At 65.0% G+C, this 17,890-nt stretch carries 14 protein-coding genes; 13 read left to right on the forward strand and 1 reads right to left on the reverse strand.

Annotated elements, in window-relative coordinates:
- Window positions 1-419: 419 nt before the first annotated feature.
- The 4 genes from AAFU51_15875 (at window position 420) to AAFU51_15890 (ending at window position 5,435) form a co-directional block, all read left to right on the forward strand.
- Window positions 420-1,187 (forward strand): glycogen/starch synthase, encoded by a 768-nt coding sequence (locus tag AAFU51_15875; GenBank protein MEO1572736.1) that lies wholly within the window; start codon window positions 420-422, stop codon window positions 1,185-1,187.
- Between the two features lie 184 nt (window positions 1,188-1,371).
- Entirely contained in the window at window positions 1,372-2,586 is a 1,215-nt protein-coding gene (locus AAFU51_15880; GenBank protein ID MEO1572737.1) for a DUF4270 family protein, read from the forward strand.
- Between the two features lie 38 nt (window positions 2,587-2,624).
- Window positions 2,625-3,935: a hypothetical protein gene (locus AAFU51_15885; GenBank protein MEO1572738.1), complete on the forward strand. Its 1,311-nt coding sequence runs from the start codon at window positions 2,625-2,627 to the stop codon at window positions 3,933-3,935.
- Window positions 3,936-4,103: 168 nt separating this feature from the next.
- Window positions 4,104-5,435 carry a hypothetical protein gene (locus tag AAFU51_15890; protein MEO1572739.1) on the forward strand — a complete coding sequence of 444 codons (1,332 nt, stop codon included), beginning with the start codon at window positions 4,104-4,106 and terminating at the stop codon, window positions 5,433-5,435.
- Between the two features lie 124 nt (window positions 5,436-5,559).
- Here AAFU51_15890 and AAFU51_15895 read toward each other — a convergent pair whose 3' ends face one another.
- Window positions 5,560-6,528 (reverse strand): formate/nitrite transporter family protein, encoded by a 969-nt coding sequence (locus AAFU51_15895; protein MEO1572740.1) that lies wholly within the window; start codon window positions 6,526-6,528, stop codon window positions 5,560-5,562.
- 177 nt (window positions 6,529-6,705) lie between these two features.
- On the opposite strand from AAFU51_15895, the gene AAFU51_15900 reads away from it, so the two are divergent.
- From AAFU51_15900 to AAFU51_15940, 9 genes are all read left to right on the forward strand, one after another.
- The gene (locus tag AAFU51_15900) at window positions 6,706-7,245 is read left to right on the forward strand and encodes a hypothetical protein (GenBank protein ID MEO1572741.1); all 540 of its coding nucleotides are present in this window, start codon (window positions 6,706-6,708) and stop codon (window positions 7,243-7,245) included.
- Between the two features lie 152 nt (window positions 7,246-7,397).
- Entirely contained in the window at window positions 7,398-9,320 is a 1,923-nt protein-coding gene (gene secD / locus AAFU51_15905) for a protein translocase subunit SecD (protein ID MEO1572742.1), read from the forward strand.
- A 122-nt stretch (window positions 9,321-9,442) separates the two neighbouring features.
- Window positions 9,443-10,375, forward strand: a complete 933-nt coding sequence (secF, locus tag AAFU51_15910) for a protein translocase subunit SecF (GenBank protein ID MEO1572743.1) — start codon at window positions 9,443-9,445, stop codon at window positions 10,373-10,375.
- Window positions 10,376-10,464: 89 nt separating this feature from the next.
- Window positions 10,465-10,803, forward strand: coding sequence for an STAS domain-containing protein (locus AAFU51_15915; protein MEO1572744.1), 339 nt, complete (start codon window positions 10,465-10,467; stop codon window positions 10,801-10,803).
- A 125-nt stretch (window positions 10,804-10,928) separates the two neighbouring features.
- The gene (locus AAFU51_15920; protein MEO1572745.1) at window positions 10,929-12,236 is read left to right on the forward strand and encodes an adenylosuccinate synthase; all 1,308 of its coding nucleotides are present in this window, start codon (window positions 10,929-10,931) and stop codon (window positions 12,234-12,236) included.
- A 79-nt stretch (window positions 12,237-12,315) separates the two neighbouring features.
- The gene (gene thrA / locus AAFU51_15925; protein MEO1572746.1) at window positions 12,316-14,790 is read left to right on the forward strand and encodes a bifunctional aspartate kinase/homoserine dehydrogenase I; all 2,475 of its coding nucleotides are present in this window, start codon (window positions 12,316-12,318) and stop codon (window positions 14,788-14,790) included.
- Between the two features lie 88 nt (window positions 14,791-14,878).
- Window positions 14,879-15,508 (forward strand): hypothetical protein, encoded by a 630-nt coding sequence (locus AAFU51_15930; protein MEO1572747.1) that lies wholly within the window; start codon window positions 14,879-14,881, stop codon window positions 15,506-15,508.
- Between the two features lie 77 nt (window positions 15,509-15,585).
- Window positions 15,586-16,521 (forward strand): ATP-binding cassette domain-containing protein, encoded by a 936-nt coding sequence (locus AAFU51_15935; protein MEO1572748.1) that lies wholly within the window; start codon window positions 15,586-15,588, stop codon window positions 16,519-16,521.
- Between the two features lie 54 nt (window positions 16,522-16,575).
- Window positions 16,576-17,889, forward strand: a complete 1,314-nt coding sequence (locus AAFU51_15940; GenBank protein MEO1572749.1) for an ABC transporter permease — start codon at window positions 16,576-16,578, stop codon at window positions 17,887-17,889.
- Window position 17,890: the final 1 nt, after the last annotated feature.

Below are 17,890 nucleotides of genomic sequence, written 5' to 3' on the forward strand. Positions count from 1 at the left end.
GCGGGCATGAGCAGCGAGGGTTGGTTGCTACTCATATCGGCTCGCCCGCGACCGACTCAAATGTCAACGCTCCCTAGCGTAGGTATGGAATAACCGGACCCCACGTAGCACACTGCGGTGCCGACGCCTAGCTTCCTTGAGAAGCCAGGCGTCGGTCGGTACTGGCGTGTCGTGCGAGGGCGACAATAAGGTCTGGGCGCCTGGGAAAGCTTGGTGAAGGATCGGTTTCGAGGTGGAGCGGCGGGGTATCTCGGTTGCCCTTCGAATGGCCCAGACCGTAGATTTACGCGCTCTTTTGGCCGCGCAAGGCCGCTTTGGCTGCACAAGGCCGCGCGGACGCACTCCGTCACACGCGCAGGCTGACCAACTCCCTTCCGGCCCGACCTCACTCTCCCCATCCGCCAATGGACGACCGCCCCATGCGAATCCTCTACGTCGCCAGCGAAGTGGCCCCCTTTTCTGAAACCACCGCCGGGGCCGGGTTGGTGCGGGTCCTGCCCGAACAACTGCAGGAAACCGGGGACTACGAGACACGCATCCTGATGCCTCGCTACGGGGTGGTCTCGGAGCGCCGCAACCGCCTCCACGAGGTCATCCGCCTCTCTGGCGAAGACATTCCCGTCGGCGACGACTCGGACACGCTTAAGGTGAAGGTCGCCTCGATTCCTGGCATTCGGATCCAAGTCTATTTCATGGACTCGGTCAAGTATTTCAAAAAGAAGGGGATCTTCAAGGGCAAGAAAGACGGCAAGGTGTTCGCCGATAACGTGGAACGCGCGCTCTACTTCGCCCGCGCCACGTTTGCTACGGTCCGCAAGCTCGGCTGGCAGCCGGACATCGTCCACGCAGTAGGATGGGTGGGCGCGTTTGCGCCCGTCTTGCTCAAGAACGAACTCAGCGGCGACCCCCTCTTTGCCGAGGCCAAGTCGGTGTACACGACGGACAAAACGGACCAGGCCTTCACCTTGACGGACGACCTCGTAGCACGCCTCGGCGTAGCGGGCACAGAGCCCTACGTGGGGCAGGATCTCCGCGCGATGGGCCTCAACTCGGCTGACGCCGTGGCCTATGCCACGGGTACGTCTGGCGAGCGGGACGGCGTCGTTCTCGCGGCAGAGCCTGCTGAACTCACCCAGCAAGCCATCGCGCTCTATACCGAACTCCACGGTTCTACGGTCGAACCGTAGCGCGCACGCGTCCCCGCTCATCGCACACCCTGCCGCTCGCGGCGGGGTTTTTCATGAACGATGGCCTCCGAGCGGTACCTCGGCCAACCGATCAGGTCGCATACGATCCGTTTGTACCGTGCCGTTCTGAAATCGGCGCAACGCCCGGCCTGCGCGCATCGCTCTCGCTCACCGCTCCCCACGCATGCATCGACTCTGTTTCCTCTGCCTCATCGCCGCGCTGACGCTCTTCGCCGCATGCGACGACCCGTCCAGTGCCGGGCTCGACCTCATCGGTGAGGAGGGTGGTGTGCCGACCAGCCGGTCGCTTGCCGCGAGCTCGGTCGCACAGGACACCCTCAGTGAAGTCACCGGTGGCTTCGCGTCGACGACCAGCCCGTCGGTCTCCAGGGCGCTGCTGGGACGGGCCGAGGACCCGCTATTCGGCACCGTTGCGGCCGACACGTTCATCGACTTTATCCGTCCTGGCTCGCTGCCCGAAGGCTTCTCCGACGGCACGGTCACCGGGCTGACGCTCGAACTGCCCGTGGACTACGTCTACGGAGACCCAGACGGCATTTCCAGGATCGAGTTGTACGAGATCACCAGAAGCTGGATTCCGACGGATGCGACCCCCGACTCGTCGTACGTCAACTTCGACGACCCTAGCGTCAGCCCGTTCGGCACGGTCGAGGTAAGCCGTAATGACTCGACGATCTCCGTGGAGCTTCCTGGCTCGTATGTGGAGGCGATTGGTGACACCCTCACGTCCTCTACATTCGGGTCGAGCTACCGCGGGATCGCGCTCCGTGCTGTTGGAAACGGCGACGGATACGCGGGCCCCGGCGTCGTGCGCGGGTTCGACGCGACGCGCATCCGTCTCGTGGCGGCCATCGCGGATACGACCGTCCGTTTTCGCGCCAGCGAAGTCGCCTCGCGCATCTCGTGGAGCGATTTACCTGCGACGCCCGCCGACCGCATCGTAGCCCGTGACGGGGCGGAGGAAGCCATCGATCTCGACTTCGTTTTCGATGCTGAGGGGATCGCTGGACAGCCGCTGAACAACGCAGAGTTCCGCGTGGCGCTCGACACGCTGCTGCTGGCGACGCCAGCGGGTGCCGGTGACTTTGAGCGACCTCGACCCGAGGCCATCGAACTGCTCCTGGAAGTGGAGAGCGAGGGCAACCCTATCCAGTCGCTGGGGGCGCTGGTCTTTGACGAAGATCTGGGGGTCTACCGGTTTGCATCGGGTTTGCTGACCTCGCTCGTACAGGACGAGTTGCTCGGCGCTGACTTCATCAAGGGCTACCGTCTTCGCGCTGTTAACAATCCCGCGTCTGTGGACGTGCTGCCCGTCTTTGCCCCCACTCTACCCGACCAAACGCCCCGCTTCGAGTTCGTTGTCTCGGGGGGCAACTAAGCCCCAGTCCACTGCTGACGCACCATACCGCCTTCTTGATGCTGCATCGTTCTGTCCTGCTTCTTGCCCTCGCTCTTCTTGCGTTCGGAGGGAGCGCCGAGGCACTGGCGCAAGGAGCCAACAACTACGGCTCGCTCTACTCCCGCTTCGGTGTGGGCGAACGGGTGTCGTTCTCCAACTCCCAGGTCGACGCGATGGGCGGCGCCGGACTGGCCGTACGCAGCTTCTCGTACGTGCCGCTCGACAACCCCGCCTCGTGGGGAGATATCACCCTGTCCCACTTCACGTTCAGTGCCCAGGTCACGGGCACGACGCTTGAGGCAGCGGACGGTACGACGAGTGACCTCGCGAGCGGGGGCCTGAATGCGATACAGTTGGCATTCCCGCTACTCAATCGCAAGCTAGGCTTAAACGTGGCCTACCGCCCCTACAGTCGTGTCAACTACAGGGCGATCCGGACCGACTCGTTCTCCCCAACCGACGGCACGGACCCGCTCGACTACCAGATCAACTACGAGGGCGACGGCGGCCTGCAGGAGATTCAGGCTGGCGTAGGCTATCGCATCACCACGAATGTCTTGGTCGGTGCGAGCATCAACGCCTTCTTCGGAAACATCGACTACCTCCAGCGGACGGAATTCCCGACCAGTTTCATCTTTGAGGAAACGCGGTCCACCGAGTCGGTGCGCGTCGCGGGCGTGACTGGTACGGTCGGCGTCCTTGCCTCGACGCCACGCCTCTTCGGCGAAAGCGATGCCCTCTCGTTTGCGGCGACTGCGCGGCTTCCTGCCCGGCTCCGAGGTGAGCGCGTCGAAACCATCGGCATCAGCCTCGACCGGGACACCTTGGCGACATCGGCCGATGGGTCGCTTCGGCTTCCGATGGAACTCGCTGCAGGCATCGCTTACGCGCCATCCAACGCCCTGCAGTTTGCTGTAGACACGCGGTATGAGCCGTGGGGTAGTCAGTTCGAGAGCGATTTCGTGCTTGGCGGCTTCGTGCCCGGTGGCAACGACGACCTCCAGGACCGATGGCGCGTTGGAGGTGGTCTGGAATGGCGCCCTGCAGGGACCCGTCGCCGCGCCCCGTATCTCTCTCGGGTCGCGTACCGCCTCGGCGGCTATATCGACCAAGGCTACCTCGCCCCGACGGGCTCCTCGCTCACCACCTACGCAGCAACCGTGGGCCTGAGCCTGCCTGCGCTCATCCCAACCGCCAGCTTCGACCTCAACCTCGAAGTTGGGCAGCGCGGTGACGCCGAGGGACTACTCGTGCGCGATACCTTCCTGAAAGCCTCCGCGACCATCAACTTCGGCGAGCGTTGGTTCCTGCGCCGCCGCATCGACTAGGCATTGCCCACGAAATCGCGTCAAATCTCGCGCAAACGGTGCTAGAGTTGGCGTTCGCAACTTTTCCATGGCTTCCCGATCTTTAGCACACCCGATCCCCGCCAGCACAAGCGTTTAGCTGGCAGACCTCCGTCGTCTCCACCACCGTCCAACCACCCTGTGAGCCAGATGAACCCGCGCCTCTTCCGTCTTCCGTTGGTCGCACTCCTCGCAGCCTTGGGGCTGGCCCTAGCGCCGCAGGCTCTCGCCCAGGAGGATCCGTACGCCGACCCATACCCCATCGACTGCTCCTGGAACGACGCCGAGACGACCTACAGCCTCTACTACGAGTACTACCGTCAGGAGGACTATGCCTCGGCCAAGCCCTACCTGCGCTGCATGCTCAGCGAGTTCCCGCTGGAGCCCAACAACGATGGTCGCAACTTTGACCGCGCCATCCGGATGCACACCCGCATCGCAGCCGACGTGGAGGACGCCACCCTCGCGGCAGCGTATCGGGATTCGGTGCTGTTCTACATGGACGCACGCACCGCAGCGCTCGACGAAGCCGGGCTGGAATACAACCCCTACGAGGCGCTGATCGATAAGGCCAACTACATGTACAACGTGGTATACGACGCGGACGGTGCCACAACGGGGCAGGGAGACCCGGACGAGGTGTTCCGCCTCTACGAAGAGGCCGACACGGCATATCCGGACTCGGTGCCAGACTTTGCGATCAACTTCTTGGGGCTGCAGTACCTCGGACGCGGGATGCGCGACCGCCTCATCGAGTGGGGTAGCAGTGCTATGGAGCGCATCGACACGGAAGACGGGCAAGAGTATTTCAAGGCCAACATCCTCGAAAACACGTTCGATGGACCTGAAGACAAATTCGAGTACCTCCTAGCGCAATACCGCGAAGGCGAGCGCGATTCCGCGGTCGTGGACGAACTCTTCGACCTCGCCTTCCGCCTCAGCAAGGACGACGTGCTCGTTGAGATGAAGCCCGTCGTGCTCGACGGCGACCCGTCCCCGCGCGCGATTCGCATCTTTCTCCAGATGGCCCAGCGCGACGGCAACATCGACGAGGCGATCGCGCTGATCGACCGCGTGATCGAGGGGGCCGAGGACGACCAACAACGGATCGACTACATGTACCGCAAGGCCGTGTTGCTCCAGGGCAACAGCCAGATGGGCAACGCGCGGCGGATCGCCAACGAGATCCTCGACATGAACGAGAACCACGGCCCGTCGCTTATCCTGCTGGGCGACTACTACGCAGGCCTCGCAGGCGGCGGCTCGATCGCAGCGGCCTCGCCGGTGTGGGTGGCGGTCGACTTCTACAACCGCGCCGCTAGCCGCGACGAGGAGGTGGCAAGCACGGCGCGGCAGAAAGCATCGAGCTACAGCCGGTACTTCCCGTGCCGGGAAGATGCGTTCTTCGAGGGGCTACGCGACGGGCAGGGCTACACGACGCCGCAGGGCGTTCGTACCACCGTCCGCCTCCGCGGCTGCTAGACGGAAGGCCTCCGACATCATCAGCCTGCCAAGTAACCGGCGGCTTCCTGCGAGGAGGTCGCCGGTTTTTCGTCACGGCACTGCAAGGCGTCCGCACTACGCCTCGCTCGCGTGATTGCTGCGGCTATTCAGAGTGGGGGCTCACGGAACGGCGCATCAACATCTCCTTCCAGGTGAGTGTCCCGCGGTCGCTGAATGTGCTGTCGTGAGTCTGAGCGAAGTTGAGCACGGCCACCAGGAGCACGCCTCCGACGGTGTTGCCCGCCGTGGTCGGGAGGATGAACGACGTGAAGGCTTCCACAAAGCCAGCCTCACCGAGGAATGCGAGGAAGAACACCTCGCACGAGCCTACGATGCAGTGGAACAAGTCGGCGGACGGGATCAAGAACATGATCACGAACACCAGGAAGAAGCGGGTCGTGGCATCACGGACGGCGTGCGTCAGCCACACCATCCCAGCGACGAGCCACCCTGCAATCAGTCCTTTCCAGAACAGTTGCGTCGGCGTCGTTTCGAGCGCGTGCTTGCCGAAGTCGCGAGCGTACTCGAACGCCTCCGGCGTGAGGATCGGAGTATGCGCAATGGCAAACGCTGCGATGGCAGAGCCAAGCAGGTTGGCCGCATAGACGAGCGTCCAGAGTGTGAGTAGGCGCGGGATCGAGGCCCGTCGCGTCAGCACCAGAGCAACCGGCGTGAGGGTGTTCTCCGTAAACAGCTGATAGCGCCCCAAGACGATGAACACGAAGCCGATGGGGTAGACGACGTTGCCGAGCATTTCGGCGTCCGTAGCGCCGGTGACGCCCGCTTTCGCGATGAACGAGAGCGCGATCGACAAGCCAGCGGCGAGCCCACTGAAGAAGAGCAGGCGGTTCGGCTCGCTAAACTCTTCGTCGGCGGTCGCGACGACGCGCCTGAAGATCTCATTCGTCGAGAGGATGTCGCGCACCGCGCGCCCCGAGGCGGGTGCGCCGGAGCCTGACGAGTCCATCGCATCGCGGACGCTGCGCCCGATGTCGCCCGCCAACTCGCCTGGGGTAGTGGGGTGCGGATCGGAGCGGGCGTCGGGGGCACGTACGAGGGACTGCGGTTCCATAAGGACAAGGCGTGGATCAGAGAAGGGCTCGATTTCGACGCGACGCGATCCTGGCGGGTTTCTCGAAGACCTCGCGCGCAGAGCCTCCGAAGCAGTTGCCCTGGGTCGCAACACCGCGCTACCTTTCACGTCTTGGGTGCTCTCCCTATTCTTGCGCGCAACCATGCGTGCGTAGCCATGCGCTTTTTCCGTTCTGCCATACTCGCTCGCCTGATCGTGGGGAGCGTGCTGCTGGGCTTCCTCAGCGGCGCGGCGGGGACGGTAACCGAGGCCGATGCAGAGCACCCACGGCAGACGTGGCAGCGCGCCCTCGCTGACGGCACGCTCGACCGGGCCATTCAGCAGGCCCGCAGCGCAGACGACGTGGCAGCCTCAGACGCCCAGGTTGCGGTCTTCCTCGACGTGCTTGCTGAAGCACCCGGCGGAGATCGCCTGGTTGCCTACCTGAGCACCGTCGCAGATCCTGCGGACGTGCTGCGTGCCTTGCTCGGCACGTCGCACCTCGGTGCGGCCATGCCGTTTATGCTCGGCGACACCTGGATGGCCCCTGCGCCTCCGTCGTCGTCCACGCTTGGCGCGCGTGCGCTCGCGGCGGCGTCACTCGGCACCCCGATTCACCGACCGGCGCGTCTCTTCGGCATGGCCCCTGTTGGCGATGTCGACGGCGCTCCGGTCCCTCGCGAACGGTATCCGGCGGTTCAGCCGCTCGGACCGTAGTGATTGCTCGGCGACGCGCGACCGCGTTGCCACCCCCAGGATTTCACCACGAGCGCCCGGTGGTCGGGCGCTCCTGCACCGCGCTTTTGTGCCCGTGTGGCATGGTGCCGCGTGCGTAGCGAACTGCAACCCCCATCTATCTCCACTTAGCCATGCAAGGCAACGGATTTAAAATCTTCTCCGTCCTCGCGTTCATTCTGCTGTCAGGCTACTACCTCTTCCCGACGCTGCAGAACAACCTCTACCAGAACAAGCTGGAAGAGCTCGCGGGCGCGGACAGCACGGAATACCTCGAGGCCAACTACGAAGCCATCGAGGACGCCAAAATCAAGGCGCTCAACCTGGGCCTCGACCTCCAAGGCGGCATGCACGTCATGCTGGAAGTGGGCGTCGACAACCTCATGCGCGAGCTGGCGACGAACCGCGACGAGACGTTCACGACGGCGCTTGGCGCCGCGCAGGATCGCGTGGAAGCCGGCGACAACGGCAACTTCGTCGACATCTTCTACGACGAGCTCCAGAACGTTGACCCCGAAGTACGCCTGTCGCGCTACTACCGCAACGTCGGCGAGACGCTCAGCCGCCGCAGCGAAAACGACGAAGTGCTGCCTGTCCTCCGCGAGGAGGCCAACGAGGCCGTCATCCGCGCCGTCTCGATCATCCGCCAGCGCGTCGACCGCTTCGGCGTGTCCGAGCCCTCGATCCAGAAGCAGGGCGAGAGCCGCGTCGCGGTCGAGCTCCCCGGCGTGGATGACCCGCAGCGTGTGCGTGATCTCCTCCGTGGGACGGCTCGCCTGGAGTTCCGCCTGATGGCCGACCCGCAGGAGTTGCAGACCTCCCTCGAAGAGATCTACAACTATTACGAGGAGCAAACGGCGCAGGCCAACGCCAACGCCGCCTCGGACACGACGCAGGTGGCCGACGCCGGTACTGCCGACGCCGACACCACCGAGACGCTCGACCTCGGCTTCGGCGACGCCGCCGATCCGGCCGACACGGGCAGCACCGATGTTGCTGAGGCTGCCGTGAACCCGCTCCAGGGGCTCGTCCGTCCAGGGCAGGGCACCATCTTCGCGCAGGTCGCCGAGAGCGACACCGCGATGGTGCGGAGCCTCGTCATGGCTCAAGCCGTCCGCAGCCTGCTCCCGCAAGGCATCCAGCTGATGTACTCCGCCGACGCTGTTGGCGAGACGGAGCAGGGCTTCGAGGTTTTTAACCTCCTCGGCGTCCGCAGCCGCGCCGAGCTCACCGGCGACGTGCTCACCGACGCGCGCATTGCGTTCGACCCGACCACCAACGCGCCGGGCGTCTCGCTCTCGATGAACAACGAGGGCGCGCAGAAGTGGAGCCGCATCACCGGGGCCAACGTCGGCAAGCAGGTGGCGGTCGTGCTCGACAACATCGTCTACTCGGACCCGGTCATCCGCAGCAAGATCAGCGGCGGGCAGACCCGCATCGACGGCGTGAGCCGCCAGGAAGCGCAGGACATCGTCACGGTGCTCAAGTCGGGCGCGCTGCCCGCGCCAGTCAACATCATCGAGGAGCGCACCGTTGGTCCGAGCCTTGGTGCCAAGTCGATCCAGGCTGGCACGTGGTCGGTTATCGTCGGCTTCCTGCTCGTGGTTGTGTTCATGGTGTTCTACTACCGCACGGCGGGCCTCATCGCCGACGTGGCGCTGCTGTTGAACGTCGTGTTCATCTTCGGCATCCTGGCCGCGTTCGGCGCGACGCTGACGTTGCCGGGCATCGCGGGCATCGTGCTCACGATCGGTATGGCGGTCGACGCCAACGTGATCATCTTCGACCGTATCCGCGAGGAGATGAGTACGGGCAAGACGCTCAAGGCGAGCATCCAGGGCGGCTATGATAAGGCGCTCTCAGCGATCCTCGATGCCAACATCACGACGTTCCTGACGGGCGTGATCCTCTACAGCTTCGGCGTCGGCCCGATCCAGGGCTTCGCCGTCACGCTCATGGCCGGCATCGTGTCGTCGCTCTTCACCGCCATCGTCGTGACGCGCCTCTTCTTCGACTACCTCGTCGCCGAGAAGCGCCAGAGCGTGGCCTTCGGCTGAGACCCGCCACCACGCACGACACCGACTTTCATCTTCGTGTCCGTTGTCATTTGTCTCTGGTCCTCTGCGTCGCCCCGTGCGATCACCAGGACCGATGACAACGGGCCAGTGACCAACCTCTCATGCGACTCTTCGAAAACGCCAGCTACAACATCGTTGGCAACCTGAAAATCGGGTATATCATCTCTGGTGTACTCCTCACTATTTCTGTCATTTCCCTGCTCACCCGCGGCGTTGAGACGGGCATCGACTTCCAGGGCGGCACCGAGTTCGTCGTCGAGACGAGCGAGCCGCTCACGGTTGGGGCTGTGCGTTCGACCCTCGCGGACGCGCTCGGCACCGAGCCCGAGGTGAAGGAATACGGCTCGGCCAACGAACTGCTCATCCGCTCGACGGTCGGCGGCGACGTGACCGAACTGAGTGCCCTCGTCGTGGGCGCGCTCGAATCAGCCAACCCCAACGTCACGCTCTCGCTGCAGAAGACCGACTCCTTCGCGCCGCGCTTCGCGGACGACCTGAAGCGAGGCGCGCTCTATGCCGTCCTCGGTTCGCTGTTCGTGATCTTCATCTACATCCTCGCGCGTTTTGGCTCGATCATTCCGACGCGCATCGAGGACCTGGCCTTCCCGCTCGGCGCCGTCGCCGCGCTCGCGCACGACGTGACGATCACGCTCGGGCTCTTCTCGCTGCTCCAGGGCGTGGTACCGTTCTCGCTCCAGATCGACCAGGCGATCATCGCGGCGTTCCTCACCATCGTCGGGTATTCGCTCAACGATACGGTGATCATTTTCGACCGCATCCGTGAGTACGCCAACATCTTCAAAACCGACGCCTACGCGACGGTTGTCAACAAGTCGATCAACCAGACGCTCTCTCGCACGGTGGTCACGTCGCTGACGACCTTCATCGTGGTGGCGGTGCTGTTCATCGCGGGTGGGCCCGTGCTGCGCGGGTTCGCGTTCGCCCTCATCATCGGCGTGGTGATCGGCACCTACTCGTCGGTCTTCGTAGCTTCCCCGGTGGTCGTCGCGCTCAAGTCGCGCAACGAGCAGTAGGGACGGTGTAGAGGGCGGGGAGAAGGGTCTGCTTCTTCCTCAACGTCGCACCGCTCCCCGCCCCCAACTCCCAACTCCCTATCTCTAACATGACCATCACCACCACCGAACGCGACGGCGTGACCGTCCTGGCCCTCGACGGCGACGTGATGGGCGGCCCTGACGGTACGGCTCTCCACAACCGCTTGAGCGACCTGCGCACGGAGGGCATCCAGCAGGTCGTGGTGGACCTCACGGGCGTGCGCCTCATGAACTCGTCCGGGCTCGGCATGCTTATCGGCGGGCTCACGACGATGAAGAACGGCGGCGGCGACCTGCGCCTCGCCGGGGCCTCGTCGCGCCTGCAGACGCTCTTCACGATGACGCGCCTCGACAAGGTCTTCCGGCAGTTCGAAAACGTCGATGAGGCTGTGGCGTCGTTCTCCTGATTCGGGACGGGTGACCTGTGACTAGCGGTTGCAGGGTTGCCACCATGCTCCTACAAGTTGCGGAGACACGGCGTTCTCTTCCCCCAATTCGCTCCTCACCTCACCAGTCGCAAGTCGCTCCCATCATGCCAGTCACCATCGTCATCGGGTCCCAGTGGGGCGACGAGGGCAAAGGAAAAGTCGTCGACCTGATCGCGCCCAAGCACGACATCGTCGCACGCTACCAGGGCGGGGCCAACGCGGGCCACACCATCGCGTGGGGCGACCAGCAGTTCGTGCTGCACCTGATCCCGAGCGGCATTTTCCATGAGGAGGCCGTGTGCGTGATTGGCAACGGCGTCGTGATCGACCCGGTGGCGCTGATGGAGGAGATCAAGCAGGTCGAGGCGCTCGGCGTGAAGGTCGAGGGGCGGCTCTTGATCTCGCACAACGCGCACCTCATCATGCCCTACCACAAGCGCATCGAGGCCGCGAAGGAGGGCGCACGCACCGCCAACAAAGGCGAGGCCATCGGGACGACCGGGCGCGGTATCGGGCCGTCCTACGTCGATAAGTTCGCCCGCGTCGGCATCCGCGTCGTGGATCTCCTCAGCCCGGACGTGCTACGCGAGAAGCTGCGCCTCAACATCGAGGCGAAGAACGACGTCCTTCAGAAGGTCTATGGCCACGACCGCCTCGACGTGGAGGCCATCATCGAGGAGTACGTGGACTTCGACCGCCGCATCGACCCGTTCGTGACCGACACGACGGACTACCTCACGCGTGCGCTCGCCGACAATAAGTGGGTGCTCGCCGAGGGGGCCCAGGGCGCGCTTCTGGACGTCGACTTCGGCACCTATCCATTCGTGACGTCCAGCCACCCGACCGCTGGTGGCTGCTGCACGGGCCTCGGCGTGCCGCCGACCGCCGTGGACCGCGTCATCGGCATCGTCAAGGCCTACTCGACGCGCGTGGGCAACGGGCCCTTCCCGACCGAACTCGACGGCGACCCGGAAGGCGTCGGCGAGATGCTGCGCAGCGTCGGCCACGAGTTCGGCGCTACGACGGGCCGGCCGCGGCGCTGTGGATGGCTCGACCTCGTGGCGCTGCGCTACACGGCGCGTCTCAACGGCTTTACCGAACTCGCGGTCACCAAGCTCGACGTGCTCTCGGGCATCGAGACGCTTAAAGTCTGCACGGCCTACCAGATCACGACGCCGGAAGGGCAGACGAAGGTCACCGACCGCTTCCCCAACAACATCGCCACGCTAGCCACGGTCGAGCCGCTCTACGAGGAGTTTCCCGGCTTCGAGGGCGACCTCGGCACGTTGTCTGATGCCGCTGACCTCCCCTTGGAAGCACGCGACTACCTCACGTTCGTTGAGGATTTCCTCGGGGTGAAGGTGACCGTCATTGGCACGGGTCCGAAGCGGGAAGAGACGCTGCTGGTGTAGGCTACGGCACCGGGACACGCTGAACCTGATCGCCTAGTCAACCTGATCGCCTAGCCGAGCGCCGCAACCCACAGGACCAGTGACCAGGGATCAAGGACAAGCGGTCATCCACAAGTTTGGTGGTACGTCGGTGGGCACGCCCGGGCGCGTGCGCGACGTCGTGCGCCTCATCGCGTCGGAGCGCTACCGGCAGCGACGCGGCCAACTGGTGGTGGTGTCGTCGGCGTTCGGCGGTGTGACGGACCGCTTGCTGGAGGCTAGCCGCGCGGCTGTGGCGCGCGAGGAGACGCACCGGAGCATCCTCGGTGAGATTCGAGATCGCCACGAAGCTGCTCTCCGGGACCTTGCCGATCCAGCCGAGTACGCGACGCTTCGCGCCGACCTCGATGCGCTGTGGGAGCAGGTTCGCGAACTCCTCGATGGCGTGTTCCTGCTCCGCGAGTGCAGCCCCCGGTTCACCGACGCCATCATCTCGGCGGGTGAGCGCGCGAGCGTACCGCTCGTGGCCGCGGCTTTCCGAAAGGCGGGGCTTCCGGCGCGCGCGATCGACGCGCGTGAACTCGTGCGCACCGACAACCGCTTCGGCGAGGCGACCGTCGACTTTGCGACGACGCGCACGTTGACGCAGGTCGCGTTTGGCTCGTTGCCGCCCGATGTGACCCCCATCGTGACGGGCTTTGTGGCCGCAACGCCGGAGGGCGTCACGACCACGCTCGGGCGCTCCGGCAGCGATTACACCGCGACCATCCTCGCCGACGCGCTTGACGCCGGACGTGTCGTCATCTGGACGGATGTCAACGGGGTGCTTTCAGCGGACCCACGCCTCGTTCCGGAGGCGTTCACGCTGGACCGACTGAGCTATCAAGAGGCCGCGGAGCTGGCGTTCTTCGGCGCCAAGGTGCTTCACCCGCGCACGATGCGCCCGCTCGTGCGCCGCAGCGTACCGCTCGACATCCGCAACACCATGGATGCAGAGGGGGCCACTACGGTCATCTCTGACGAGCGAACGGGGGCAGAGGGCACCGTCAAAGCCGTTACGGCTGTGCGAGGCGCGGCTCTTGTCACGTTGCGCGGCAACGGCGCTTCGGGCGCCTCGGCGTTGGCCGCCCGCGCCTTCGACGCGCTCGCAACGGCAAGCATCGACGTGTTCCTGATGGCGCAGGCATCGAGTGAGCAGACCGTGACGCTGGCTGTTCGCGGTAGCGACGCCGATGGGGCACAGCGCATCCTCCAGACCGCGCTGTCTTCGGAGTTGGAGCGGGGCGACCTCCTCGGCGTCGACGTAGAGCCAGGCGCGGCGGTCGTGGCGGCCGTCGGCGACTTCATGCACTACGCGCCGGGCGTGGCTGGGCGCATGTTTGCCACCTTGGGAAAGGCACGCATCAACGTGCTGGCCATCGCGCAGGGCGCCTCCGACACCGCGATCTCAGCGGCCGTCTCTGAAGCGGACGCCTCGGCGGCCGTACGCGCGCTGCACGAGGCGTTTGCGATGAAGCGTACCCGCGCCCACCTCGTGCTCGTCGGGGCGGGAGCCGTCGGGACTCGTCTGCTCACGCTCCTCGACGCGCAGTACGAGGCGCTCCTCGACCAGCAGGTCAACTTGAAGCTGGTCGGCCTGGCGACGACCTCGCAGGCAGCCTACGACCCGAATGGTCTGCCGCGCGCCGATGTGGCGCTCCGCGACGACTATACCCTCGCCGATCTGCTCGGCGCGATCACGACCGCGCGCCTCGAACGCCTAGTCGTGATCGACGCGACGGCGTCGGAGACCGTGGCGCGGCACTACCCCGAACTACTGCGGGCTGGCATAGCTGTCGTGACTCCGAACAAGCAGGCCGGGACGCTCGAACGAGCGTATTGGCGAGACCTGCAGAGTGCGGTCCGGTCGCGCCGCGCGTCGTTCCTCTACGACACGACCGTGGGGGCCGGACTGGCGCTCTTGGCCTCGCTCCGGGAAGCCGTACGCACCGGGGACCGCGTGCGCCGGGTCGAGGGGGTGCTGTCGGGAACGCTCGGCTTCGTGTTCAATGCCCTGCGCGACGGCGTGGCGTTCTCTGAAGCCGTCCGGCAGGCACACTTGGCAGGCTACACGGAGCCCGATCCCCGCGACGACCTCGTCGGCATCGACGCGGCGCGCAAGCTGCTCATCCTCGCTCGCGAGCTCGGTCCCGATGCCGGCTTTGGCGACCTGGAGTTGGCCGATGTGGAGACGACCTCGCTCGTCCCGGACGAGTTTGCCACGCTTCCCTTGAACCGCTTCTGGGAGCGCCTGCCCGAGCTCGACGACGAATGGCGGCGTCGCACCGAAGACGCGGACGGGGTCTTGCAGTATGTGAGCACGCTCGACGTGGAGGCTGGCGTGCTCCGGTGCGTTGTCCAGGCGGTGCCTGTTGCGTCTCCGCTCGCCCGTCTCTCTGGATCCACGCACATTGCCATATGTACGACGGACCGTTACGCCCCCGAACCTCTTATCGTGCAGGGACCCGGGGCCAGTATCGACATCACGACAGCCGTTCTCCTCGCCGATGTGGTGCGAGCCGCCCAGGCCATGTAAGTCGAACCAGCTAGGTCAAACGTCCTGCACGCGGGTCTCGTGCTCCGATTCGACGAGTCCGCTTCACCCACCCCACGTTGCACTGCTCATGCGCCTGACTGCTGAAGTACGCTGGATCTGGCCCGGTCCCATCCCCGACGATGTGCAGGCGTGGTTCGATGGGTTGGGCGATCAGCCGCCCATCGAGAAGCACCGCACGGATCGGTACCTCGTGCCGACGGCCCCGGGTGGCTTGAACGTCAAACGCCGCAAAGGACGGCTGGAGATCAAGCGCTGTGCGGGGATCTACGGCGTCGAAGACCTAGCCGTCAACGTGCGCGGGGCCGTCGATATCTGGACGAAGTGGCGCTTCCCGCTCGACGATCCCGACCAGCGCCCTGACACGGACGAGTGGTGGGACATCGAGAAACACCGCCTCACGCGCGTCTTCGTGCTGGACCGCAACACGCTGCGCGAAGCCACGTCAGAGAACGCGCCCGACGAAGGCTGCGACCTCGAACTGACGCGCCTCGTCGTCCAGGGCAAGGAATACTGCTCGATCTGCTTCGAAGGCTTCGACAACGACGCGGAGTCGAGAGCCGACACGCAGCCGCTTGTCAACATGCTTCGCCTCGCTATCGCCTTCACGATGCGTCACGGCCCCCCGCGTCCGCTGCTCGCCGACTGCTCCGTGTCCTATGCCGACTGGCTTCGCACCGCCGTTTATGGGGACGAGTGAGTTTCCAAGCCTAGTGTAGGCACTCACCGTCTCATCCCGACAGTCCTTCGAAATCAATTCCACCACGCTAGTTTGACATGCTCCACGTTGATCAGGTCGTCAAACGCTACGGTTCGTTCACCGCAGTTGACGGCGTGTCCTTTACGGCCGAGCCAGGGCGCATTTTCGGGCTGCTCGGGCCGAACGGGGCAGGGAAGACGTCCACGATCCGGATGATCACATGCATCACGGTACCGGATGCGGGGTCGGTGACCCTGGGAGGGCAGTCTGTCGGGCCGGCCTCGCAGCGCCGGATGGGCTACCTCCCCGAAGAGCGCGGGCTGTACAAGAAGATGAAGGTGGGCGAGCAACTCGTCTATCTCGCGCAGCTGAAGGGCATGCGGCGGTCAGACGCCGAGAGAACGTGTCGCGACTGGATGGGGCGCCTCGAACTTGGAGACCAGTGGAACGCGGAGGTCGAAGCCCTCTCGAAGGGCATGCAGCAGAAGGTGCAGTTCGTAGCCACCATCGCGCACGCGCCTGATCTGCTCATCCTCGATGAGCCCTTTAGCGGCCTCGACCCGATCAATGCAGACTTGCTGCGCGACATCATCCAAGAACTCCGCGCCGACGGCCGCATCATCCTCTTTGCCTCACACCGCTTGGAACAGGTCGAGAAGCTCTGCGACGACGTGTGCCTGATCGCGCAGGGCAACGTGGTGCTCTCCGGCGCGCTGCGTGACGTAAAACGACGGTTCGGGTCGAACACCCTCACCGTGCGCTTCGACGGCCCCGACGCGTGGCTCGACGGGTTGCAGCAGCAGCGGCTGGTCACGGTCGAGTCGCGAAGCCGTGGCGCTGCCGAGATGCTGCTGGCCGGCGCTACGCCCGCACGCCAGGTCTTGGAGGCAGCGCTCAACGCTGGCGCCGACGTATCCCACTTCGAGCTACACGAGCCGCCGCTGAATGTGATCTACAAGCTGGCTGTCGAGCGGGGGGTGAGTTCGGACCTCGAGTCGATGGTGAGTCTCTAGCTGCCATCGCCTCACGCCGAGCCGTTTCACCCACCTCCCTGTTCTCGCTTAGCCATGTCCCTCACCCTGATCGCGCAAACCGAGTACAAGCGCCGCATCCGCTCGAAGTGGTTCATCCTGACCACGCTGCTCGCGCCCGTGCTGCTCGCGGCGATGTTCGTGCTCCCGATTTTCTTCTTCGTGCTGCTCGACGAGGCCGAGACGACCCCGATCGCGCTCGTAGATGAGACGGGCCGCCTCGTCGACGCTGTCGAGGAGAGTCTGGGTAGTGGCTTCGAGGTAACGATCGCCGACGCTGGCCTACCACTGGATAGCCTCCGGGCTGACTTGCTCGCCGGAGACGTTGCGGCGTACGTCGTGCTGCCCGCTGGGCTCCTCGCTGGCGAGGCCGATGCGGTGCTCTACAACCAGGGCGGCGGTGGTATCTCGCAGCAGGGTGACCTCCGACGGGCCATCCGCGACGCCGTGGAAGCGGAGCGGCTCCGGGCAGCCGGGCTTTCTGAGGAGGTCATGGCTGATCTCGACCGCGGCGTTGGATTTACAGTGCGCACGGTGAGCGAAGAAGGGGAGAGCGCCGACATGACCGGCGCGTCGTTCATGGTCGGCTATGCGATGGGCTCGTTCATGTTCTTCGTGGTCTATTTCTACGGCCTGATGGTCTTGCGTGGCGTTATCGAAGAGAAGGCCAACCGCATCGTCGAGGTGATGGCGTCGAGCGTCCGGCCGTTCGACCTGATCGTCGGCAAGGTGCTCGGGATTGGGGCAATCGGACTGACCCAGCTTGTAGCTTGGGCGGTGCTCATTCTCGGCGGCCTGTTCGCGCTCGGGAGCCTTCTGCCGCTGTTTATCGATCCGGCCACCGTGGCAGCCGCGCAGGACCCTGAGGCCGCGGGCCAGGCTGCGGAGGCGCTACCGTTCGATGTGGAGGCGTTCGGGCAGCTGTTCTCGCCCGTCCTTTTCCTCACGCTCGGTGTCTACTTCCTGGGTGGCTTTGTGCTCTACGCCGCGCTCATGGCGGCCGTCGGGGCGGCCGTCGATCAGGAGTCGGACGCACAGTCGCTGATGGTGCCGCTCATCATGCCGCTGGTCGTCACGCCGCTCTTAGTGCTGATGCCGATCCTGAACGCGCCCAACGCGCCGTTCGCGCTCGGCATGTCGCTCGTCCCGCCGTTTGCGCCGATCCTGATGGTGGCGCGCCATGTGGTCACGGACGTGCCGTGGTGGCAACACACGCTCGGCATCGCCCTCCTGGGAGCTACCGCGTTGGGGCTGCTTTGGGTTGCGGCGCGAATCTATCGCACGGGCATGCTGATGTATGGCAAGAAGGCATCGTTCAAGGAGCTGTGGCAGTGGGCGCGGGCCTCGTAGT

This window comes from Bacteroidota bacterium, assembly GCA_039821555.1.
GTDB lineage: Bacteria > Bacteroidota > Rhodothermia > Rhodothermales > Rubricoccaceae > JBCBEX01.